At 49.3% G+C, this 23,278-nt stretch carries 21 protein-coding genes; 14 read left to right on the plus strand and 7 right to left on the minus strand.

What is annotated here, in order from left to right; genetic code table 11:
- Position 1: 1 nt before the first annotated feature.
- From ACYU8Y_RS24785 to ACYU8Y_RS24830, 10 genes are all read left to right on the plus strand, one after another.
- On the plus strand, positions 2–238 hold the full coding sequence (locus tag ACYU8Y_RS24785; protein ID WP_460940845.1) for a DUF433 domain-containing protein: 237 nt from the start codon (positions 2–4) through the stop codon (positions 236–238).
- On the plus strand, positions 238–606 hold the full coding sequence (locus ACYU8Y_RS24790) for a DUF5615 family PIN-like protein (protein WP_460940846.1): 369 nt from the start codon (positions 238–240) through the stop codon (positions 604–606). The genes ACYU8Y_RS24785 and ACYU8Y_RS24790 overlap by 1 nt, the downstream gene beginning before the upstream one ends.
- Positions 603–1,655, plus strand: a complete 1,053-nt coding sequence (locus tag ACYU8Y_RS24795; RefSeq protein WP_460940847.1) for a sugar phosphate isomerase/epimerase family protein — start codon at positions 603–605, stop codon at positions 1,653–1,655. Before ACYU8Y_RS24790 ends, ACYU8Y_RS24795 begins: the two co-directional genes overlap by 4 nt.
- 84 nt (positions 1,656–1,739) lie before the next feature.
- Positions 1,740–2,282 (plus strand): hypothetical protein, encoded by a 543-nt coding sequence (locus ACYU8Y_RS24800; protein ID WP_460940848.1) that lies wholly within the window; start codon positions 1,740–1,742, stop codon positions 2,280–2,282.
- 39 nt (positions 2,283–2,321) lie between these two features.
- Positions 2,322–2,525 carry a hypothetical protein gene (locus ACYU8Y_RS24805; protein ID WP_460940849.1) on the plus strand — a complete coding sequence of 68 codons (204 nt, stop codon included), beginning with the start codon at positions 2,322–2,324 and terminating at the stop codon, positions 2,523–2,525.
- A gap of 55 nt (positions 2,526–2,580) precedes the next feature.
- A complete protein-coding gene (locus tag ACYU8Y_RS24810; RefSeq protein ID WP_460940850.1) occupies positions 2,581–3,573 on the plus strand; it encodes a phosphotransferase in 993 nt (330 codons plus the stop codon).
- 218 nt (positions 3,574–3,791) lie between these two features.
- Positions 3,792–5,873, plus strand: a complete 2,082-nt coding sequence (locus ACYU8Y_RS24815) for a sensor histidine kinase (protein ID WP_460940851.1) — start codon at positions 3,792–3,794, stop codon at positions 5,871–5,873.
- A gap of 321 nt (positions 5,874–6,194) precedes the next feature.
- Positions 6,195–6,968: a response regulator gene (locus ACYU8Y_RS24820; protein WP_460940852.1), complete on the plus strand. Its 774-nt coding sequence runs from the start codon at positions 6,195–6,197 to the stop codon at positions 6,966–6,968.
- Between the two features lie 466 nt (positions 6,969–7,434).
- A complete protein-coding gene (locus tag ACYU8Y_RS24825) occupies positions 7,435–8,226 on the plus strand; it encodes a ThuA domain-containing protein (protein ID WP_460940853.1) in 792 nt (263 codons plus the stop codon).
- A gap of 162 nt (positions 8,227–8,388) precedes the next feature.
- Positions 8,389–8,631, plus strand: coding sequence for a hypothetical protein (locus ACYU8Y_RS24830; protein ID WP_460940854.1), 243 nt, complete (start codon positions 8,389–8,391; stop codon positions 8,629–8,631).
- A 96-nt stretch (positions 8,632–8,727) separates the two neighbouring features.
- On the opposite strand, the gene ACYU8Y_RS24835 is transcribed toward ACYU8Y_RS24830, so the two are convergent.
- From ACYU8Y_RS24835 to msrA, 3 genes are all read right to left on the minus strand, one after another.
- Positions 8,728–9,342: a Uma2 family endonuclease gene (locus tag ACYU8Y_RS24835; protein ID WP_460940855.1), complete on the minus strand. Its 615-nt coding sequence runs from the start codon at positions 9,340–9,342 to the stop codon at positions 8,728–8,730.
- Positions 9,343–9,454: 112 nt separating this feature from the next.
- On the minus strand, positions 9,455–10,663 hold the full coding sequence (locus ACYU8Y_RS24840; protein WP_460940857.1) for an MFS transporter: 1,209 nt from the start codon (positions 10,661–10,663) through the stop codon (positions 9,455–9,457).
- Between the two features lie 85 nt (positions 10,664–10,748).
- Positions 10,749–11,411: a peptide-methionine (S)-S-oxide reductase MsrA gene (gene msrA, locus ACYU8Y_RS24845; protein ID WP_460940859.1), complete on the minus strand. Its 663-nt coding sequence runs from the start codon at positions 11,409–11,411 to the stop codon at positions 10,749–10,751.
- A 122-nt stretch (positions 11,412–11,533) separates the two neighbouring features.
- On the opposite strand from msrA, the gene ACYU8Y_RS24850 reads away from it, so the two are divergent.
- The gene (locus ACYU8Y_RS24850) at positions 11,534–12,418 is read left to right on the plus strand and encodes a helix-turn-helix domain-containing protein (protein ID WP_460940860.1); all 885 of its coding nucleotides are present in this window, start codon (positions 11,534–11,536) and stop codon (positions 12,416–12,418) included.
- A gap of 57 nt (positions 12,419–12,475) precedes the next feature.
- Here the strand turns inward: ACYU8Y_RS24850 and ACYU8Y_RS24855 are convergent, their stop codons facing one another.
- The gene (locus tag ACYU8Y_RS24855; RefSeq protein ID WP_460940861.1) at positions 12,476–14,041 is read right to left on the minus strand and encodes a RagB/SusD family nutrient uptake outer membrane protein; all 1,566 of its coding nucleotides are present in this window, start codon (positions 14,039–14,041) and stop codon (positions 12,476–12,478) included.
- A 35-nt stretch (positions 14,042–14,076) separates the two neighbouring features.
- Entirely contained in the window at positions 14,077–17,313 is a 3,237-nt protein-coding gene (locus tag ACYU8Y_RS24860) for a SusC/RagA family TonB-linked outer membrane protein (protein ID WP_460940862.1), read from the minus strand.
- Between the two features lie 424 nt (positions 17,314–17,737).
- Between ACYU8Y_RS24860 and ACYU8Y_RS24865 the strand changes: the two genes are divergently transcribed.
- Both ACYU8Y_RS24865 and ACYU8Y_RS24870 read left to right on the plus strand, forming a co-directional pair.
- The gene (locus ACYU8Y_RS24865; RefSeq protein WP_460940863.1) at positions 17,738–18,877 is read left to right on the plus strand and encodes an FG-GAP repeat domain-containing protein; all 1,140 of its coding nucleotides are present in this window, start codon (positions 17,738–17,740) and stop codon (positions 18,875–18,877) included.
- Between the two features lie 75 nt (positions 18,878–18,952).
- Positions 18,953–19,360 (plus strand): hypothetical protein, encoded by a 408-nt coding sequence (locus ACYU8Y_RS24870; RefSeq protein ID WP_460940864.1) that lies wholly within the window; start codon positions 18,953–18,955, stop codon positions 19,358–19,360.
- A gap of 93 nt (positions 19,361–19,453) precedes the next feature.
- Here ACYU8Y_RS24870 and ACYU8Y_RS24875 read toward each other — a convergent pair whose 3' ends face one another.
- Positions 19,454–20,962, minus strand: coding sequence for a Gfo/Idh/MocA family protein (locus tag ACYU8Y_RS24875; RefSeq protein WP_460940865.1), 1,509 nt, complete (start codon positions 20,960–20,962; stop codon positions 19,454–19,456).
- Positions 20,963–21,261: 299 nt separating this feature from the next.
- Here ACYU8Y_RS24875 and ACYU8Y_RS24880 point away from each other — a divergent pair, with 299 nt between their 5' ends.
- The gene (locus ACYU8Y_RS24880) at positions 21,262–22,308 is read left to right on the plus strand and encodes a PDDEXK nuclease domain-containing protein (RefSeq protein ID WP_460940866.1); all 1,047 of its coding nucleotides are present in this window, start codon (positions 21,262–21,264) and stop codon (positions 22,306–22,308) included.
- A gap of 197 nt (positions 22,309–22,505) precedes the next feature.
- Here the strand turns inward: ACYU8Y_RS24880 and ACYU8Y_RS24885 are convergent, their stop codons facing one another.
- Positions 22,506–23,240: a pseudouridine synthase gene (locus tag ACYU8Y_RS24885; protein WP_460940867.1), complete on the minus strand. Its 735-nt coding sequence runs from the start codon at positions 23,238–23,240 to the stop codon at positions 22,506–22,508.
- Positions 23,241–23,278: the final 38 nt, after the last annotated feature.

Below are 23,278 nucleotides of genomic sequence, written 5' to 3' on the forward strand. Positions count from 1 at the left end.
CATGCAGTATCAGGGTAAGTACACGAACATCATCACAATTGAATCCGGAAAGCGGGGTGGTAAACCCTGCATACGGGGAATGCGAATTACGGTGGGTGATATTTTAGGCTGGTTGGGTGTAGGGAAGACGGTGGAGGAAATAATTGATGACTTTCCTGAGTTGACCCGAGAGGATATTCAGGCTGCTTTACTTTTCGCTGCCGACCGTGATAATGGTACATTGTTGATGGCTGCCTGATGCGATTATTGTTTGACCAAAATATTTCCTTTCGAGTTGTAAAGCAATTGAAGACCACATTCCCAGATGTGATTGGCGTTCGGGAATGTGGTTTATTTAATGCCGATGACTATCAAATATGGGAGTATGCCCGGCAAAACAACTACACTGTTGTTTCGTTCGATAAGGACATTCCTGATATAGGTTCTGTTAGGGGGTTCCCACCTAGAATTATCTGGTTGCGAACAGGAAATTTGAGTAATCCGTCGATCATAGCTCTATTTAATGATCGTGCCGATCAATTTGCTGCATTTATTGCCAATGAGAAAAAAGGATGCCTGATGGTCTATCCGTCTTTAATTCCTGATAACCAAATCACAGAAGAATGAAAACAATGAAAGGTCCGGGCATTTTCCTTGCCCAGTTTCTGGGTGACGAAGCCCCATTTAATTCGCTGGATACGATTGCCAAATACATGGCCGATCTGGGCTACAAAGGTATCCAGATTCCAACCTGGGACCCCAGGCTGATTGATCTCAAGCAAGCTTCTGAGAGCCAAACCTACTGCGACGAACTAAAAGGAAAACTGAAGGATATTGGTGTTGAAATTACGGAACTTGCGACCCACTTGCAGGGGCAGCTTGTCGCCGTTCATCCGGCTTACGGACCCATGTTCGATGGTTTCGGACCGGCTGAGTTGGCGGGAAAGCCCAAAGACCAACAAGCTTGGGCAGTTGACCAACTGATGATGACGGCGAAAGCCAGCAAAAATCTTGGTCTCAAAGCTAGCCCAACGTTTTCTGGTGCGCTGCTGTGGCCATTCGTGTATCCCTGGCCGCAGCGTCCGGCGGGTCTGGTCGAGACGGGTTTCAAAGAACTGGCTGATCGCTGGTTGCCGATCCTGAATGCCTACGACGAAGCCGGTGTCGATGTTGCCTATGAACTGCACCCCGGCGAAGACCTGCACGATGGAATCACGTTCGAGATGTTCCTCGAAAAAGTGGGTAATCATCCACGCGCCGGCATCAACTACGATCCGAGCCACTTCGTGTTGCAGCAACTGGATTACCTGCAATTCATTGATTTCTACCACGAGCGTATCTACGCCTATCACGTGAAAGACGCGGAGTTCAATCCGACAGGTAAGCAGGGCGTGTATGGTGGTTATCAGGGTTGGGTCGAACGAGCGGGCCGGTTCCGTTCGTTGGGCGATGGTCAGGTTGACTTTTCAGGTATCTTCTCCAAACTGGCGCAATACGACTACGACCGTTGGGCCGTATTGGAGTGGGAGTGTGCGTTGAAGCACCCTGAAGTGGGCGCTGCTGAAGGGGCACCCTTCATCGACAGTCACATTATCCGGGTTACGGAGCGGGCCTTCGATGACTTCGCCGGAACCGGTGCCGATGATGCTTTTAACAAGAAGGTACTGGGATTGTAAAGAATTGTTGCAAACTTTTTTAGAGTGTCGGGTTTGAGAATCCGACACTTTTCTTTTGAACTTAAAACACATATAACGCAACAGATGATTGATTTCAAGAAAGTACAGTCTAGACTGATAGAGAATCTTGAAGTAGCCGCAGAATCTATACGAAAGGAAGAAATTTTAGATTGCCCAAAAAGTTACCAGTTAACGGCTAGTCAAATAAAAGACAAGCAAGATGTTCAGCAGTTGGCTAATGAATTACCAAAGGTTGGTAATTATATTTATTGGCTAGAAGTTAATTTGCCCGATGTATTAAAGAATCAGTTGGATTGGACAAAAAAGAATTCAAGCGAATCGAAATACAAATTTGCCCGAGTCAATCGCGGTAGTGCCAGTACATATGTATATGTTGGTAGCTGTACAAAAACGAAATTGAGTAATCGGTTTAAGCAACACTGCGGCTGGGGAAATGATCAGACTTATTCTTTGCAGCTTAGTAAGTGGATTGGAGATGCTGATCTATCATTCACTTTTTCCTATATCAAAATAGAAAATGATTTAGTCGTTCAATATATTGAGGATCAACTTCATCGGGATTTGAAGCCATTATTTGGTAAGTCGGGAGGAAATAATAAAATATAGTTATTAATATAATTCGGAAAATTTAAAACAACTAACACAATGGCAGGTCAGGGGTCAGGTGGCAACGTATTAGCTGCGCTTTGCAGCTTTTTTATTCCAGGTCTAGGCCAGCTTTTGCAGGGGCGTTTGCTGATGGCCGTTTTACAATTTATTCTGGCAGGTGCCCTATGGTTTTTCCTAATGGGATGGGTAATTCACTTGTGGTCTATCATTGATGCTGCACGATACAATCCTGCCAACTAAGCAGGATTTCTTATCCATTAGCATTGTATTTCCTAATTGAATTTAAGTATAATCTATGCCCACCTTTCCCGTTACTTCTTCTATTCTGTCGGCGGCTCATCTGGGCCAATTCCTACAGGAAAAATACAGCTTCCGTGAAAACGCATCCTGTCAACTGGTAAAAGCAGGCGTCAATCATTCGTATCTGCTGACAGATGGCGAAAAGAAGGCCATCTTCCGGCTTTATAGTCTTAACTGGCGTACCGAATTGGAAGTTGGGGAAGAGCTACGGTTACTGATGCTTCTGCAGGAGAACGGGCTTCCGGTGTCGTATCCGCTGGCTGACGCCGAAGGCACGTTTATCCAGGAACTGGACGCGCCTGAGGGAAAGCGATTTGGTGTCCTGTTTTCGTTTGCCGAAGGGGAAAAGTTACTCACCTTTTCGGAAGAATTGCATTACAAGATAGGGCAGATCATGGCCCGGTTTCATCAACTTACGCATAACCTGCAACTGGATCGGGTAAGCTACACACCACAACTCATGCTGGTTGATTCGGTTGAGTTGATAAAACCATTCCTCCCGGAGGAGTCGACGGAAATGAATTTCCTGTACGATAGCCAACGCTATTTACTGGAAGAATTTTCCAAAATAGACCGCACGAAAACGAGGGAAGGAATCGTGCATCTGGATATCTGGTTCGACAATCTGAATATAAATAAAGACGATCAGGTAACCCTGTTCGATTTCGATTTCTGTGGGAGCGGACTGTTGTGTACGGATATGGCGTACTATATCTTACAGATTCACAGTACCGAAGTCGATGAGGCTGCGTTCAGAAAAAAGAAGGAAAGTTTTCTGGCTGGCTATGAGTCGATCACAAAGATTAGTGAGGAAGAGAAGGCTCTGCTACCTATGCTGGGGCTGAGCGTCTATTTCTTCTATCTGGGCGTTCAGTGCCAGCGCTTCGATAACTGGTCGAACGTGTTTCTGAATGAGTTGTATCTGACACGGCTTATCAATTTGCGCCTAAAACGCTGGGCTCATGTCAACCAGTTAGCGGGACAATAATACCGGTTTTTGACGATCAGGACCTGGCAAAATTCGCCCATCGCTGCATTGGCTACCCCGGCCTTCAAGTGTCGGCAGATCAGGGAGTAACCATACCGGATTTAGATTTTTATACGGTAGACTGCCCATGCTAAACCTGATTTTAGTCGTATATTTCCCTGATCAAACTATCTTTTACCAGATATTCCCCTTTTGGCCAATATTTACGAGACGTTATCATGAAAAGTACTTTATGGGCTTGGTCTTGTCTACTGGTAGTCGTGCTGGCGGTGGGCAATCCCGCCCAGGCGCAGCGTCGGCTGGTCGATAGCTTAAAAACGACGCTGACTTATAAACTTCCCGATACCACCAGAGCCCATACCTATTACGACATTGCCAACAGTTTCTACAAAGAAAGTAAGCTCGATTCGGCACTCTACTACCTAAAACCGATGTTGGCACTTTGTCAGAAAACGCATAACCTGGCAGGGCTCGGTGACTATAATCTGCTGGCCAGTGTCGTGCGGCTTCATCAGGGCTTATTTGACGAGTCGATCCTGTGTGCTCAAGCCGCTATAAACTACTTCACGAAGAGCCATAAACCGGCTTCGATTGCCAAAGTATATCATAATTTAGGGCTGCTCTACAAAACGATGGGTGGCGATCTGCGGGTACGGGCCAACCTCGAAAAGGGGATGTATTACATGCAACAGGCCATTCAAATCAATCAGGAGCTTAAGAATAACCGTTTGCTGGCTGAGAATTATATTAACCTGGGCATTATTTATGAGGATCTGCACGAGTATGAACGAGGCCGGGAATGTTTTTTGAAAGCCCTGGCCATCAATGATGCCATCCATGCCAAGCCAGAGGCTTATCGGGTTATTTACAATGACCTGGGTAAAAATGCCAGTGTACAAGGCAAGCATGAGCAGGCAATCATGTACCTCGACAAGGCCCTGGCTATCAACCTGGAACTCAACCGAACAACCAGCCTTGTTCATAATTACCGCAATCTATCGACGGCTTATCAATTCCTGAAACAACCTGAGCGAGCTATCTTATACGGCGAAAAAGCTATTGCGCTGGTCGAGAAAAGTAAAGATGCTCCGCTGACGCGGTCGGTTTATAAGATGATGTCGCAGATGTACGCGAGTGTAGGAAACTATGAGAAAGCCTATAACTACGCTGTGCAACAGAAGCGGATTGAAGATTCATTGATGAACCTGGATAAAACGCGCACGGTTGCCCGCCTGGAAGAACAGTATACGCTAAAAAAGGCGAATGAACTGGCCACGATTCAGGCTGGACTGGCTTTGGCCAAAGCCAAAGAAATCGCCCATATTGAATCGACCAAGGAAAAGGAGATTGCGGCTATTCAGGCCGAAGAGAACCGGCGGATTGCCCGAATACGAGCGGTCGCTGATATTGAAAAAACGCGCGCTATCGCCGATGTACAGACTAAGTACGAGACGCAGAAGCGCATGAACCAGATTGCGGCTCTTGACCAGGAAAATCAGCAACAAACCCGACAGGTCAATTACATGGCCGGTGGCCTGGGGCTGCTTGGTCTGCTGCTGAGCCTTCTGGTGGGCCAGTACTGGGCGTTGCGACGGGCCAATAAGCGGCTATCGGCTCAGAATGAAATTATTACCAGCAACAGTCAGCAACTGGTCAGCCAGTCCAATCAACTGCGGACGTTGATGAAGGAATTACATCACCGCGTCAAAAATAATTTAGCTATCGTGTCGAGCCTGCTCACGTTGCAGGCAAATGGCCTGACGGACGAGAAAGCCGTACAGGCACTTCGGAAAGGGCAGCAGCGGGTACAGGCTATGTCGCTCATTCACCAGCGATTGTACCAAACGGACCGGGTAACCATCGTGAATATTCGGGAGTACCTGACCGATTTGGCGGAGAGTCTCATGCAGGCGTATGGTTACGAACCGGCTACGTTCGACTTACAGGTCGATGTCGCGCTGGAAGAGCTGGATGTAGATGTTGCCATGCCGTTGGGCCTGATCGTGAATGAGTTGATAACCAACTCATTTAAATATGCCTTTACTCACCAGGAACACCCGTTGCTGCGTATTAAACTGGATTATGCCGATGGCGCATCTCGTCCCGGTATTACGCTGGAAGTACAGGATAATGGACCGGGTATAAAAGCTGCCGACTGGCAGAAAAATAATAACAAAACCTCATTTGGCCGACGGCTGGTCACGTCCCTCACCGAACAACTGGAAGGCAAATTTGAGCTGACTACCCAGAATGGCACCTTGTGCCGGCTACACATACCTCAGAGCCGGTTAGTAGCCTGATAATCTGTCAAATAAGTAGTGAAAAGGCCGCTCCGTATCCAATATATAGCCATTCGTTAAGTTTAGGTACACGTATATCTTATTAAACGCAGACTAACAATCGCTAATTATATAGGTTAATACACTGTGCGTGCTATTGACATATACATTTACTTTCCATCTTTTCGAATAGAGGTACTTACTTGCCTTCGTGCTTGCTAATCAAGCTGGTATAGTAATCGGTGGGTATCTATACGACAGAAATTGATCGTAGACGATTTGTCAGCTAGTACGCAAGATGTACCTAAACCTCTTCTAAACATTATAAATAAGTACCCTTTAATGACTAGTGACGAACGCGTCCATATTTTGATCGTAGAGGATGAAGGTATTTTGGCCATGGAGTTGAGCGATAGCCTTGAAGCGGATGGTTACTTTGTGGTTGGTATTGCCAATAATGGACGAAAAGCACTCGATTTATGTCAGCGCCAGCGAGTTGATTTACTCCTTTGCGATATTACTATCAAAGGCGATTGGGATGGTATTGAAACAGTTAGGCACATTACGGCCGAGCGGCCCATTCCTGTGATCTACCTGACGGCCCTGACGGATCGGGAAACGCTGGAACGAGCCAAGCAGACGTATCCGGCGGCCTATGTCAATAAGCCCTACCAACTCAATAGCTTGAGAACGGCCATTGAACTGGCTATCCATAACTTTAGCCTGCGCACGAAGCCGGTTCCGGCTGCCACAGCGACATCCGAGCGGAATACGCCACGGGATAAAGACACAATTTTGCAAATCGAGGACCATTTATTTGTCAAGCAGAATTACCAGTTCGTCAAAATAAATGTGACGGAGTTGCTTTATCTGGAGGCCGATAACGTGTATACGACCCTAGTGACTACGAATCGAAAGTACGTTGTTCGGCAAACGCTGAGTGGCATTCTGGAGCGCATGCATTTGCCATCCTTAGTCCGTATCCATCGGTCTTACGCAGTTAATATTCACAAAGTAGACTCTTTCAATGACGCCGAACTAAGTATCGGCACGCAGTTACTTCCGTTGAGCCGGGGTTATAAAGAAGATTTCTTGCAGCGATTTAATCACTATTAGGTGGTCTGTCAGACTGGACCTGTGCATGTTCGTCAATGCTGTTCACATCGTTGATTTGACGACTCACTTACAAATTCCGGTTACTGACACCTTTTCTGCTCCAGCAAGTTAGGCGGGATCGTATCTTTATAAGGGTATTAGCAAACAAAACCTTCCTCTGTCTGAACCGGGTCTGACTAATGAGCCAGCTCGGTTCAGCATCATCTAAAGAGTACCCTTCCGAGGCACTGACGTCCATCCACACCTATCAAAAAAAGCCGCTCTGTCCGTGAGCGGCTTTTTTAGTGGCTTTTCTGAAGTAGAAATGGGCAACCATCGGGTGGATAGCGCTCATATTCGTGAAAAAATAAGTACTTTTCGGATTCGACTAAGTCAGCGGAGCTAGGTATCACTAGCTGAAAAACGGATCCCTTTCGCTGATTCGATAACCGGATAAAAAGCGTATTACATAGAAGTCCAAGTATAGATGGCAACGTACTTTACAAAACGGCATTTCCTTCGCTCGTCACTGATTCTGGCTGGGGCCAGCTGGAGTGGTTTACTGTTCGGGCAAGCCAGGAAGCCCCGGTTTAATGTGCTCGTTATGACCGAAGCAGGAGGCATTCACGCGCCTTTCGTAGCGGCCGCCAAAGCGTGGCTCGCCAGTCAGGCCACTTCAACCAATTTCACCGTCCATTACATTGAAAATGCTGAGCCGATAAATGATAAATTTTTGGCGCAGTATCAATTGTTTATCCAATTGAATTATCCACCCTATATGTGGAGTGATACGGCAAAAGCAGCCTTCCAGAAATACATTACCGAAGGCAAAGGCGGCTGGATTGGGTTTCATCATGCTACGCTGCTGGGTGAATTCGACGGGTACGCTATGTGGCCCTGGTTTTCCGAGTTTATGGGCGGTATTCGGTACAAAAATTACATACCCGATTTTGCCAAAGCAACGGTACGGGTAGAGGCCAAAATGCATCCCTGCATGAAGGGGGTTCCCGCTTCGTTTGAGGTTCAAAAAGAAGAGTGGTACACGTATGATAAAAGCCCGCGCCCGAATGTCAATGTACTGGCCTCGGTAGATGAATCAACCTATTCGCCGGACTCGGCGATTAAAATGGGCGATCATCCGGTAGTCTGGTCGAATGAGCGAGTAAAAGCGCGAAATGTTTACATCTTCATGGGCCATCACCCCGACCTACTGACCAATAAAGCCTTTACCACAATGTTCAGAAACGCCATTCTATGGGGAGCCGGAAAAGCCGAATAGGACAAAGGCTCTGATAACGCATAAGAACCAACGACATCGATCAACCTCAATTTTCAATGCCTTGCCGATTCGCTAGAAACCTGCTTTTCTTCATCTGTCTGGTCTGCTGCCTGCGCAGTCCATTCGTATTTTAACCAATCAGGTAGGGGGCTGGCTGCTCCTTTGTTTGTCGATGACAAACGGCTACACGATCAATTGGCTGGCTTCGCCCTCGATCAGCTTAACTGGATAGTAGGATTGAACCCCTACGATGCCTGCATGTTGCAGGGAGTGGGCCACAACAACCCGACTTACGGCTTTTTCGGAACATTCGAATACACGAATGCGCCCGGTGGTATCGTAAACGGGGTCATGTCTGGATTTGATAACGAGGGTGATATTGATTTTAACCTGACGTATAAATAAACCGGTAAAGACAGCGACTGGCGGTGGGCCGAGCAATGGTTACCACATGCTGCCTGGTATTTACTGGCTATCTCGGTCAATGAAGAGTAAACGTAGTTAAAACTCGATGCCTTCTTCGCGTAACAACTCGGCCAGGTTCAGAACGACATCGTCCAGAACAGGTACACTGGCATCCCAGTTTTGGGTGATCCAGGGAGCCGTACGGGTTGCCACGAATATTTTCTTAGGTTCGGTAGTCACCCAGATGACTGTCTCGACACCGAAGGCCAGCAGGCGCTCTGTTTTCGCATAAACATAACCGGATTCTTTGCCCGAGAACTCTTCGGGCTCGATCCGGACGTCTACCTCAATAGCAATTTTGGGAGGAATCGTAAAATATTTATCGGTCAGTGTCAGGCCAGACGACTTATCAAAAATGGCAATGTCATTGGACAGATTATTGCCCTTGTCAAGGTGAATACCGGATTCGTTTGTTGTCAATAAGTAATGCTTTCGATTAATGTGTGTGAATAAAAAGCCATGTATCAACGATACAAGCATGGCCTGCAACGAACTGCTTCCCATAATTTCGGCGGGTGTTTTTTTTCCGGTGGTCACATCGCGGTAACCACGGTAATACAGCGCGCGTCCGTTGAGCGTTTCATAAATCAGGTAGGTGGGGACACCTGACTTCCTCCGCTTCGTAGGGGCTGTTGCAACGGCTACTGTCATGGCTTTCGTTGATTATGTTTTACAACAATACTACGCATTTTAGCCGGTAGTAAGTAAAATCTCCCTAAAAAGGATTATGGCATAACGACCTGTTTTGGCGCTCGTACCAGCTTTAAAATAAGTTGACCATGCGGGCGAACCCTGCCGAAATGAGGAGCATAATCGCCACGAAGCCCAGTCCATAATACAGGCCGAAGGCTTCGGCAACGAACCCGATAACGGGTGGTCCGGCCAGAAAACCGATAAAGCTGAATGTCGCAAACGTAGCCAGGCCTGCTGCGGGCGGAATGCCCGGAACCCGCATAGAGGCCGCGTACAGGACGGGTGCACCAAGGGAACAACCGGCACCCAGTAAGCCAAAACCAATAAGTGCTGTTGTCGGATAGGGCAATGCAATGGCAAAGAAAAGCCCTAGTGCCGCCAGAATACCGCCAATTTGTAACCAGCGTTTGGCGCCAATTTTTGGGATGATTGCGTCACCCAGAAAGCGAAAGCCAGTCATTGTCAGGGAAAAGCTGGCAAAGCCCAGTGCTGCAATCTGGCTACTGGCACCGAGGGTTTCGCGAAGATAAACGGCACTCCAGTCAAAAGCGGCCCCTTCACCCATAGCCAGAGCGAGACCAATCAGGATCATCAATAATAAATCCAGATTGGGCCGAACAAATGACGAACCGGCTTTTTCGCCCGTTTCGGTGCGGCTGCTCGACGGAATCTGGGCCAGAATTGGCTGTAGAACAAAGGTCAGCACTAAAATCAGTCCTGCCATTATCGCAAGGTGTGTTGGGGGCGACATGTGCAATGAAATAACCACACCGGCAATCCCCGAACCCAATAGGCCGCCCAAACTCCACATACCGTGGCACGATGACATGATGACAATGCCCCGTGCGCGTTCCAGATTGGTCGCTGTGGTGTTCATAGCCACGTTTATAAGAGCCGCGTTGAGCCCCATCAGAAACAAACCAATGGCCAGCACATAGGGGTTAGGCGCATTGAGTGGAATACAAATTGCCAGCGTTAGACCAACCGCCGACCAGAAACAGGCTCGCGCTTCACCCAGACGGGCAATGACCCAACCCGTTAGCGGGTTCATCACCAGCAGGCCAATGGGCATCGCGAATAGCGTTAGCCCCAAGTCTGCATCGGAAAGATGCAGTTTTGCTTTTACGTACGGAATGTGAGCTACCCAACTGCCAAACAGAATACTATCGGAGGCAAACACCAGGCCGATAGCTAAGGCCTGCCTGTTCAGAAAGAAGGTCAGCAGGTTTTGGACAAACAGATTTCGATGTGGGTTATTTACGGGAGCAGTCGTGTTCATAAGGCAAAAATAGCCGGTCGGGGCCGGCTATTTTTATCATCTATTATCCGTTACTGATGCTGAATTGATACCTTGGGGGCAACAACTAGTCATTCATTGTTAATGCTGTATTATTTTTGAGGTGCCCCACCATGGCTTTTCGTAGTTTTTCAACCTTGGGTAAGGATACCCGCTGAATGTACGGCTGGTCTGGGTGCAGGGCAAAATAGTTCTGGTGGTAATTCTCCGCCGGGTAAAAAACGGTGATCGGCGTTACTTCCGTGACAACCGGATTGGCATAGTGCTTCGAATCACTGGTGCGTTTGATAGCCGCCAGAATTTCGGCTTTTTCGGCGGGTGTCCGGTAGAAAGCAATCGAGCGATAATCACGGCCAACGTCGGGGCCCTGGCGATTCAACGTCGTGGGGTCATGACCAGCAAAAAAGGCATCAAGCAATTGGGAATAGGTAATAACTTTTGGGTCGTAGTAGACCTGAACCGATTCGGCATGGCCCGTTACGTCCGTGCCAACTTGTTCGTACGTTGGGTTCTTAACGTTTCCGCCCGCGTAACCGGAAATAACTTCGCGTACTCCTTTAAGCTGGTTCATGCCCTCTTCCAGAGCCCAGAAACAGCCACCGGCGAAGGTAGCTACAGCCTCTCCGGCTTTCAGAGCAGGCAGCTTGGCAGGCGATGTGTCTTTCGATTGGCCTTGTGCACAACCTGCGAGCAAAAGCAGACTGAGCGCCAACAAGTGAATTCGTTTCATGTTGTTTCGTGAAGTATTGTTACCATATAAACGATTGGAACTGAGTTACGGTTTCCCTGGTGACGGGGGGCGGCCCGAAACCGGCCTATTATTTTCTAAAAACACGAGCCAGCCTGGTGGCAATGAAACTTCAATTCGAAAAAATAGAACCCGAAGCGGGAAGTTCATTCAAGGTGATGCACAATACGGAGCCCGAAACCTGTCGGGTGTACTGGCACTATCACCCCGAGTATGAAATTGTGTATATTCCGGGGGGCAATGGCCAGCGACGGGTGGGAACCAATGTGTCTCGGTACGAACTGGGCGAATTGGTATTTATCGGGCCAAATTTGCCGCACCTTAACTTCAGCTATGGCATAGAAGGGCACTTCGAAGAAATTGTTGTGCAGATGCGCGATGATTTTATGGGTGATACGTTCCTGCAAAAGCCGGAACTGACCACCGTTCGGCGGTTATTCGAGCGGGCACATACGGGACTTGCATTCGGTATCGAGACCAAGCGAAGTGTGGGGCCTTTGCTGGCAAAGCTACCGAAGCAGGCGCACTTTGAGCGCCTGTTGACCCTGCTGCAAATTCTGCAATACTTGGCAAATGCCGCGGATGCAGAGGCACTGCACGCCGATGGTGTCCGGTTCGAGCTCAATCCTAAAGAGCAGGAGCGCATTAACCGGATAGGCCGGTATGTAGAACAACACTATGCCGAACCAATTGATATACGCGCCGTGGCCGACCTGGCCAGCCTGACCATACCTGCTTTCTGCCGGTATTTCAAACGAATGACTCAAGTGACGTTCACGGATTTTGTGAATGAGTATCGCGTCAATCAGGCCCGCCGACTACTGCACTCTGCCCGCACCGTAGCGGATGTAGGTTCTGCGGTTGGTTTCAATAACCTGTCGCATTTTAACAAGACCTTTCTGACCATAACGGGTCAAACACCCAGTGCTTATCGGAAAATTCTTATCGGCAATACGCTTCAGACCAATCCGCTACGGATGCGTACATAAAAAAACCGATAAGGCCATAGCAGCCTTATCGGTTTCTCTCAACCTGTGAACGCTTATTTAAACGCCTGGATACCCTGGATTCTGATTTTTCAGATTCGGGTTATTCAACAGTTCCTGTTTAGGCAGGGGGAGTAGCAGGTGCTTCTCCTGCAGAGCCTGGTTCGAACTTGGATTCACGTGCCCAACGAAGTTGTCGAACCCGTTGGTTTTGTCGTTATACACTTTCCGAAGACGCACCATGTCGAACCAGGTGATTTGCTCATAACATAGTTCGTGCCACCGCTCCCGCCAAACGGCTTCGCGGAAGGTTGCCTGCGTATACGTACCCAGCGCTGGTGTCGTCAGCGTAGCCCGGTCCCGAATCCGCTTGAAGGCGTCGTAAGCCGCTTGTGTAGGGCCACCCACTTCGTTCTGCGCTTCAGCATAGATCAGCAGCGTTTCGGCGTAACGAATCTGGGGTACGTTCAGGTTGTTCTGACGGGAACCCGCCACACCCGCTGTACCGTTGGCCGTCCGGTTGAAGTGCTTGAACACATAGGGCGCTCCGAGAGAAAACTGAGCACCGTTACCGTTGGTATAGTACGTTGTGTAGAAATACCCTGCCTGGTCTTTAGCCCGTAGATCGCCCGCTTCGTAGGAATTGTAGAAGGACGAGGTCGGTACCGAACTTCCTGTTCCTCCCGGACCGTTGTAAGTAACCGGCTTGAAGTTAGGGTAGAAGTTATTCATGGGATTGCCCGCCACCAGCGTATTGTACTGAATCATGTACAGGTGCTCTACGCGGTTTTTTGTGCTTTCCCGGTGCACGTCTTCGTAGGTCGTGAACAGATTGATCGTCGATGGGTTTGCGTTGGCGTAGGTAATTACTTCCAGCGCTTTATCAGCGGCCAGTTTATAGTGCGATGCACCTTTGCTAAGTGGGAAGCCTGCCATGGTCAGGTACACTTTAGCGAGCTGCGTTTTCACCGCAGCCAGGTTAGCCCGACCACTTGCGTCCATCCAGGCCAGGCCCGATGCTTCGGCCGCCGTCAAGTCTTCGACGATCAGTTTATACACATCTTCTTTAGACGCACGAGCGGGCAGGAAGTCCGTCGAGGCCGCTGATTGTGGCTTCGTAACCAGCGGAATATCGCCCCATAGCTGAACGGCCGTAAAGTAGGCCGATGCGCGCAGGAACCGCGCTTCGCCCAGAATCTTGGTCTTTTGAGCCGCATCCATTGGGGTGATGGCCGGTACCCGATCGAGCAACTGGTTGGCATTGGCGATAACCCGGTACAGGCCGTTCCAATAGTTAACCACGTGCCCTGTATTGCCATCGTGCACCAGCGAATACAGGTTGTTCAAATCGGAGTTTTGGGCGGTCTCCGTTGTGGATGTACCCGTCAGGGCTTCCAGTAGCTGCCAGTTACTGGAAAAAATGCCGGCATCTTCGCCCATGAACCGAGTACTGGCGTATACCGATGCCAGTGCGGCTTCCGCATGGTCTGGAATCGTGTAGAAATTACCGGATGTTAAGTTCGACGGGGCTTGCTCAGTCAGAAAGTCAGTGCATCCGGCGGGACCCGTCAGGGCTATACCGCACAGAAGAGCCCGACTTATATTTTTTACTAATGTGTGTCTCATGCTTTGAATGTCAATTAATTAAATGCGTTTGCGGACTACAATCCAATCTGAAGACCCAGCAGGTAGGTGGTTGGTTTTGGGTAGTTGTGCCAGATCATGCCCTGCGAGAAAGCACTGTTAGTTCCATTGTTGTCCTGGTTGGTTGGGGTAACTTCCGGATCGCCAACGATCGGATCTTCCAGCAACAGGAAGAAGTTCTGGGTCGAAGCGTACACGCGCAACCGGTTTATTTTGAGCTTATTGGTTACCGTAGCTGGGAGGGTGTAGCCAAGCAGCAGGTTTCTGCCGCGCAGGAACGAGCCATTCTTAATCCAGTGGCTATCAACGTTGGTTACGTAACCTGCCCGAGTATCCCGAACTTCGGCAATCTGGCTGCCCTGGTTGTTCTCTGTCCAGGCGTTCAGTACCGACGAGTAGCTGTTGGCCAGTGCCTGCCGGTCTTCGCTGGCGTGCAGGTTCATCAGCATTACTTTGTTGCCAAACATGTACTGGAGTTCCAGGGTAGCATCGAAGTTGCCGAACCGGATGTTGTTTGTCATGGCACCCCAGCCTTTCGGACTACCGTTACCGATAATGCTACGGTCAGCATCCGTGATGGCTTTATCACCATTTACGTCCAGATACTTGATGTCGCCCGGCAGAATGGTCAGGCCATTGCGGTAGCTGGTAAACTTAGCCGCTTCTTCGCGCTCCGCCGTACTCCATACACCTACACGGGTCAGACCCCAGAATGAACCGACGGCCTCGCCAACCCGGATGATATTGGTTGGGTTCGTGAAGTTAGGACCACCTACGTTGAAGATGTCGGAAGGAGTAGCCAGCGCTAAAACTTTGTTCCGGTTAAGCGAAATGTTGAACGACGTATTCCAGCTAAACTGACCCCGGCTGATGTTCACCGTGTTCAGACCAAATTCAAATCCTTTGTTTTCCATCGAACCGACGTTCCGGCGAATCGTAGCGTAGCCGCTGGTACGTGGAACCGGCGCATCGAGCAGCATGTCGGTCGTCAAGCGATAGTAGTAATCCGCTTCTAAGGATATGCGGCCTTTGAACAAACCAATTTCCAGACCTACATCGGTTTGTGCTGTTTTCTCCCAGCGAAGATCAGGGTTGGCCAGACGGTTGATGCCCGTTCCGCTTACTTTGGTATCGTTGTAGATCGTTGCATAGTTGGAGCTAAGCAGCGATAGGGACGAATACGGCGGGATTTCGGAGTTACCCGTTAAACCATAGCTGGTCCGTACTTTCAGGTTTGAAATAAGCGAGTTGCCTTTCAGAAAGTCTTCTTCCGATACACGCCAGGCTAAAGCCGCCGAGGGGAAGAACGCAAACTTGTGGTTTTCCCCGAACTTCGACGAACCATCGGCCCGGCCCGTTGCGGTGAACAGGTATTTGTTTTTATACCCGTAGTTGATCCGGCCGAAGTACGAGTTGAACGCAAACCGTGTTGCCCCCGAGGTAACCGTTGGGTTGATAGCACCAGCCCCTAGGTTATTGAACGTAAAATAGTCCGTGGCAAAGCCGCTAACGCTGGCTCCAAATCCAAATGTGTTCGTTTCCTGCCACGAAATACCCAGCAAGCCCGTAAACGAATGATCCTGTCCAATCTGCTTGTTGTAGGTCAGGTAGTTTTCCAGCGACCAGAAATTCTGCCGGTTACTGTTGGTCGACGCGTTACCGTTGTTACCGATGTTCAGGGTGCGGGTTTGGGACTGGTTAATTTCCTGCGTCTGGATGTTTGTACCCAATACCGTACGCATTTCCAGCCCTTTGCCGAACGTGATGTTGGTAAACAGGCTACCCAGAATCGTTTGTGTATTCTGGATGTATTTGCGGTCCATCAGGCGGTGAACCGAGCTCATGGTACCTTCAGCGTATGGGTAATCGCGGTTTTCGGCGAACACACCGCTATCGGGGTACCGAACCGGCAGGAAGGGGAAGTCTTCCACAATTTGCCGGGCTACGGCATCATTGATGTCAACCAGGTTTTCTGTCTGGTAGTTGTAGCTCATCGTACCCCCAATTTTCAACCAGCTTTTCACCTGATCGTCGATCGAGAAGCGACCCGAATACCGTTTCATGTACGAGGTTTTGATCAACCCCTGATCATCGCGGTAGTTAAGCGAAAGCGAATATTGCGTCCGCTCGTTACCCCCGCTGAAACCCAACTGGTGGTTCTGCGACAGTTTGTTCTGCGACGACTCCTTGAACCAGTCGGTATCATACAGCGGATTCAGGTTGGCATCGAAAACGCCCGGATGGGCCGCGCTGAAAGCCGCCCGACGAACTTTAGGATCCAGGTAAGTCCATTTACCCGCTGCCCAACCGACAGGATCGTACTTTGCCATATTTTGATAGGCCAGATCTTCCGTAGCCAGGTATTCCCGGGCATTCAGAACTTTCGGTTTGTTCGGTCCAATCGTGTTTACGCTGAACTGCGTATCGTACGTAACGCGGCTTTCTCCGGCTTTCCCTTTCCGGGTCGATACCAGAATAACCCCGTTGGCACCCCGTGCTCCGTAAATAGCCGTCGACGAAGCATCTTTCAAGACCTCAACGTTGACAATATCGTTGGGGTTGATGTAGTCAATCGGGTTGCTGAACTGATCACCCGTGCCTTGTGGCAGCATAACGCCGTCGACCACGTAAAGCGGGTTGTTCGACGAGTTGATGGAGCTAAACCCACGAATCCGGATGGTTGTACGACCACCGGGACGACCCGAGTTGGTGTTTACCTGCACACCCGGCATCCGGCCGGAAAGCGCCTGGTTCAGCGAAGGAGCGGGCCGCTCCAGTAACTGAGCCTCTTTAACGCCGGATACGGCTCCGGTAAGGTCCGATTTTTTCGTGGTGCCGTACCCGATAACGACAATCTCGTCGAGTACTTTGCTGTCCGTTTTCAGGCTAACATCAACCGATGTCTGATTGCCAAGACGCACCTCTTGCGGGAGGTAGCCGACAAACGAAAAGACGAGGGTAGCTTCCGTATCGGGTACATCCAATTTGTAACGGCCATCGGCGTCCGTAACGGTTCCGCGCTGGGTACCTTTCAGAATAACACTGACACCGGGTAAGCCTTCATTTTTTTCGTCTGTAACCCGGCCGGTCAACGTTCTGTCAGCACGAGTTGTGGGGCGAATGGTGAATGAATTCCGTTCGGTCGGATTATTCGCGTAGGTAAAACTAACACAGGTGAATGCCAGAAGTAGTTGAGTACTTGATGTTTTTAACAGTCTGCCCAGCATTCGTCGGGGAAGTAAGGGTCTCTTCATAAGGAAGTTCTTTTATACGTATCGTTTAGGTTTAACTGGAAAAGAAAATAAGACATTGGCTAGATTTTTTGTAAAAACAACAAGTATGGCTAGAACTACTCGTAGAGATTAGAAAATAATTAAGAAAGAGTTAAGAGGTTATTAAAATTAGTTGGAGTAGAAGATTGGGATTGTTTTGCTTATTTCTAGATGTTTTTGGACCTGGTTTTAAGCGTCGGGTCTGAAAACTAGTCTATTGACTAGATTCAATAAGTAGAAATACACCCGCCTGTCTGAAGAATGATCCTATCCAGATCATTAGTCTTCCGGGCATCGGCTTTGGCCGTATTTCGATTCGGGTTAAAGCGTTCAATAGGTCAATCTGTATACTGCTTCGTAGTAAAGATTCCCGCCTACTGACTTTAGCTAGAAAACATATGCCCGTATGCGCCGTCCGGTTAGTTGTCTTTTTGCCCTGCTCTTTTTAGTCAGCGCCATTGCTTCCGAACCTACTTTGCGTTTCAGTCGCTACTTCGTGGCGGCCGAAAGCTACGAGTCGGTGGGCGTCTTCGACGTGGATAACAATGATACGCTCGACCTAGTATCGGGCGATTTCTGGTATGAAGGCCCCCGCTTTCGGAATCGACACCTTATTGGAAACGAGCCTCGGAAAGATCAGTATTACGACGATTTTTCAACCATTCCGATGGATGTGAACGCCGACGGGCGAGTGGATTTCATAACCGGTGGCTGGTTCGATCAAACGCTGCGCTGGGTCGAAAACCCCGGCAAGAAAGATGCCGCCTGGCCATTACATGAAATCGGTAAAGTCGGTAATGTGGAAACGACCCGGGCCTGGGATGTAGATGGCGACGGAGCCATTGATATCGTCCCCAATAACCCGAACCATCCGCTGAAGTACATCAAGTTACTCAGCCCCGGTGTATTCAAGACCATAACCGTAGCGCCGACCCAGGGACATGGGCTTGGGTTCGGGGATGTCAATGGCGACGGTCGGGGCGATTTGATTGTGAGTGATGGCTGGCTCGAAGCTCCCGCCAATCGGGAGCAGACGCCCTGGACCCTGCACAAGGAGTTTTCGTTTGGTACGGCTAGTGTTCCCATTCTGGTTGCCGATGTGAATGGTGATCGGCGAAACGACCTGATCGTGGGGCAGGGTCATAGTTATGGCCTGCACTGGTACGAACAAACCCGCGATGCCAATGGGCAACGTGGCTGGATGAAGCATTTGATCGACGAGAAAAACTCGCAGTATCATTGCCTCGAATGGATCGATATAACGGGAGATGGCCGTCCGGAGCTTCTGACGGGCAAGCGTTTTCGGGCGCATAATGGCCGAGATCCCGGCGAAGAAGACCCCGTTGGTTTGTACTACTTTACCTGGGATGCCCCGAAAAAACAGTTTGTCAAACACGACATTGCGTATGGCCCGGCGGGCGTAGGGAAGGGAACAGGCATTTATTTCGCCGTCGCTGATTTGCACAAATCCGGTCGGAAAGACATCATTGTGGCCGGGAAGGATGGGTTATTTGTATTTTTTAACGAAGGTGCCCCGAAAAAATAACGTTGTTAGTCTATGTGCTTGGCAGTTTTTACGTATTTTTATCTTTCATTTTTCTTACCGTAACAAACTGACTCTATGCAACGTGCCCAATTAAAGGAGTTCTACGGCTACGGCCTCATACTGGCCGTACTGACAACCGTTCAGGTTTATTCCGTTTATCTTGCCGCCACCACTGATTTCTCTCTCTCCTGGAAGCACTACGCAGGCTTCGGCGCTACAGCTCTGGCGGGCGTTTTGTGGGCCTTTCGTAAGCCACAGTATTTGTTCTATGCGCTCGGCCTGACGCTGGTACTAGGCTATGAAAACCTCATCGGTTTCACGCCCACGCTCGATTTTACGGCTACGCGCTACTACATCAACAACATGGCCTTCCCGGTATCCTACCAGGATTTTTCGATGTACATGCTACTCATCTGGGCCTATGTCGCCCACGCGCGTTTACGCACAATGGCCCAGTCGTTGTTTGTAAGAGCCAGATATTAATCTTGAGATTAGTATCTGCAAAAATGGGTTAACCACAGAGGCCACGGAGTTTTTCTTTTCTCCGTGGCCTCTGTGGTTAACCCATTTTGCGACTTATGCCGTTAAGGACCAGCCCTGGCGGTATTCGCGTTTAACGAACTGGTTGGCTTCGTCCAGGTTGGTGATCTTCATGTTTTTCCCATCCCACAGCAGTCGCTTACGGCCGGGGTAATCAAAACCTTTGCCATCGGCTTTAGGCGTCCGGAGGGTATAGCTACGGATAGCCAGGTTACCCATAAGTACCGATTCGGTCAGCGGACCAGCAAAGTCGAACGACGAGGTTAAGGCCTTGTGTTCCTTACTGTTAAATCCGGCTTTACAGGCTTCGGTCCACAATACCTGGTGCCCATTTTCGGGTAGTCCGCCCGTTGGTTTAGGCGCTGCAACCAATTTCTCTCCGCTCTTGGTGTACAGTCTTGGGTTGTCGCCATACATGCCGCAAACGATCAGGCCTTTGTCGCCATGTAGCAGCACGCCATTTTCACCATTTTCGGGCATGAGCTCACCTTCCGGCAACATATCCGGCCGGAACGGACGCAAGCCGCCATCTTCCCAGATCAACGTCACCGCTGATTTGTTTTTGGACGAGGCTGGAAATTTCAGTTCAACGTGCGAGGAGGGTGGACATCCTTCGGGGATGTACTCAGGCGTCCAGTCTTTCAGAAACACCTGACCGATGCTGGTTTCGACCTGAGTTGGGTAGCCAAGTCCCAATACGCGGAAAGGTACGTCCATGATGTGGCAGCCAATGTCGCCCAGCGCACCAGCACCGAAGTTCCACCAGCCGCGCCATTTAAATGGGTGATAGGCGGGAGTATAGCCTACTTTCTGTGCGGGTCCGAGCCACAGATCCCAGTCGAGGTCGACAGGCGTTTCCGAGGCCGGTTGGGGCACCGGAATGCCTTGCGGCCATACGGGCCGGTTGGTCCATAGGTTGATCGTATGAACGTTACCAATCAGCCCCTTGTCGAACCACTCCACCATTTGCTTCTGCTGCGGATTGGACGACCCCTGGTTGCCCATCTGCGTAACAACTTTGTATTTACGGGCTGCTTCGGTCAGCATCCGGGCTTCGTAGATGTTGTGGGTCAATGGTTTCTGCACATATACGTGCTTGCCCCGCTGCATGGCCGCCATGGCGATGACGGCGTGGGTATGGTCGGCTGTCGATACGGTTACTGCATCAATGTTCTTGCCTTCCTTATCCAGCATCTCCCGGAAATCCTTGTAGCGTTTCGCGTTAGGGTGCTTGGTGAAATTTTCTTTCACACGGGCCAGGCCCCAGTCTACGTCGCACAGGGCCACCATGTTGTTGGCTCCGTTGTTATACGAGTTGTTGGTATCACTGAACCCTTTGCCGCCAAAGCCTACACCGGCAATATTAAGTTTGTCGCTGGGGGCCATAAACCCTTTACCGCCCAACACATGGCGAGGTACAATAAAGAAGCTTGCCGCAGCCAGCGCACCGGTTTGCATAAATTGACGCCGTGACGTTGTCGAACCGGTAGCCCCGGTTTGATCGGTCGAGTCCACGCCGGGCGTTGAGTTGTCTGATGGATTCATAAAACAAATGTCAAACTGATTTAACGAAGAAAAGGAAGGCCGTGTACTTTTTTACCCTATCGATCTGAGGATTGTTGAACTCGAGTGTAACGGTGACCAGGCTTATTTTATGGATGTTACAGTTATCTTACCATACTTTATGGACAACAGCAATAAATTGCCGACTAATTAATCTAAGTTGTATGTCACAAGTTTGTTTCTACTGGCGTATGCCCTCGAAACAAACTTGTGACATACAACTTAGTCAATTGGCTAAAAGTTAACACGTTAGCCTTTTCTGTGAATCAATCCCACCAACTATGAACGAAAAAGAATCCACAATATCTGAGCAGTATAGCCTGCTGTTCAACGACATTAGCCAGCAAATTTTGCAAAGTCGCTATCGGGCGGCCCGACTGGTCAACCGTGAACTGTTGTTGCTATATTATTCCGTTGGGCGTCGATTATCCGAAAAGGTTGCGGCCCAACATTGGGGTGCAAAAGTACTAGAGCAGTTATCGACTGATTTACAGAAACAGCTACCAGGTTTGCGCGGGTTTTCGCATCGGAACCTGAAAAATATGCGTCAGTTTGCGGAAGAATATGAGACGTTAATTGGGCAGTCGTCAACTGCCCAATTAACGAACTTTAGCATTGATGTTTTTCTGAGCGTAGGATTTACCCACCACATCTTACTCATTAACCGTAGCAAAGATTGGACTGAACGATGGTTCTATATCCAAAAGGCTGCCGGAAACCAATGGACGGTTGATATGCTGGACTGGCAGATCAAAGCCCGATTGTACCAGAAGCAAGGCCAACTACCTAACAATTTCGAGCAAACCTTACCTAATTCACTAAAAGAAACTGCTCTTCAGGCTTTCAAAGATGAGTACCTGCTTGATTTCATCAATGTTGAAAAAGACGATGAGCGAGTGGTTGAAAAAGGCATTGTGCAGAACATCCGGGAGTTTATACTGAAAATGGGTACTGGGTTCTCGTTTGTTGGCAATCAATACCGTTTAGTTGTTGATGAGCAGGAGTTTTTTGTGGATTTACTCTTTTTCAACCGTCAACTCCAATGCCTGGTGGCTGTTGAGTTGAAACGTAGTGAATTTAAACCGGCGTATTTGGGACAGCTTAGTTTCTATGTCAACGTACTGAACGATCTGGTACGTTTGCCACACGAGAGTCCAAGTATTGGTATTTTGTTGTGCAAAGAGAAATCCAACGCCGTTGTTGAGTATGCGTTTCAGGGATACAACACGCCAATGGGCGTAGCAACGTACCAGCTTAGTTCCGACTTACCCGATCACCTACGTAATGTATTGCCTGACCCCGAAGCCCTTAAAAAGTTGCTTGATTAATATTACACACAGATTATGAATAAATCTGAACTTAAATTAGTTCTACGCCAGCCTTTCTCTGACAGTATAGAAAACGGAACGGTTAGAACGCTGGTAAAGAAGCTCTTTGGGGATGCTGTGGTATAATCGCTGGCGTAATTAACTATCAACGAAGGAGATGGAATAAAGTGAAACAGTAAAAGGTAAATTGAATTAATCTATTTTCTGCTTCCCTCCCCAAACAACGCCTTCATCATCCGCCCAAACTCCGCCTGCCAGGGTGCCGAAATCACAATCCGTTCTGCCGTAGCAGGATGCGTAAACTCGATTTGCTGCGCGTGGAGTAGCATCGTATTCATCTCGAAATGATCCTTGAAGAGCTTGTTTTGTTTGTTGCAGCCATGCGGCCGGTCGCCGATGATGGGGTGGTGGATGTGAGCCATGTGCTTGCGTAGCTGGTGCATCCGCCCGGTCGTGGGTGTTAATTCAACGAGGGAATATCGGGAGGTAGCATGTTTCCCAAAGGGTAGTGGAATTTCCGTTCGCTGGAGCGTTTTCAGATGCGTAACGGCATCCTGAAGTACGCCCAGGTTACCATTGCCATCGTCTTTGCGGAGAGGGTAATCAATTGTCAGTTCATCAGGGGTGTAGCCGCGCACAATGGCGAGGTAAGTTTTGTGAACGGCGCCTTCCATAAACTGTTGCTGCATGATGGCGTTCATGGATTCCGAGAGAGCGAAGAGGAGAACGCCCGCCGTTTTTCGGTCGAGCCGGTGAACGGGATACACCCGCTGGCCTAGCTGATCGCGAAGAAGCTGTACGGAAAATTCACTGGCATCGCTGGCAATCATGGACCGGTGAACCAGCAAGCCGTGTGGTTTATTGATCGCCACCAAATCCAGATCCTGATACAGTATAGAGAGGGGTTGAGTTGTATTTATAACGGGATTCATTGCCCGCAAGTAGCACAAAAAACAGATACCGTCTCCAC

The sequence above is a fragment of the Spirosoma humi genome, assembly GCF_054776575.1.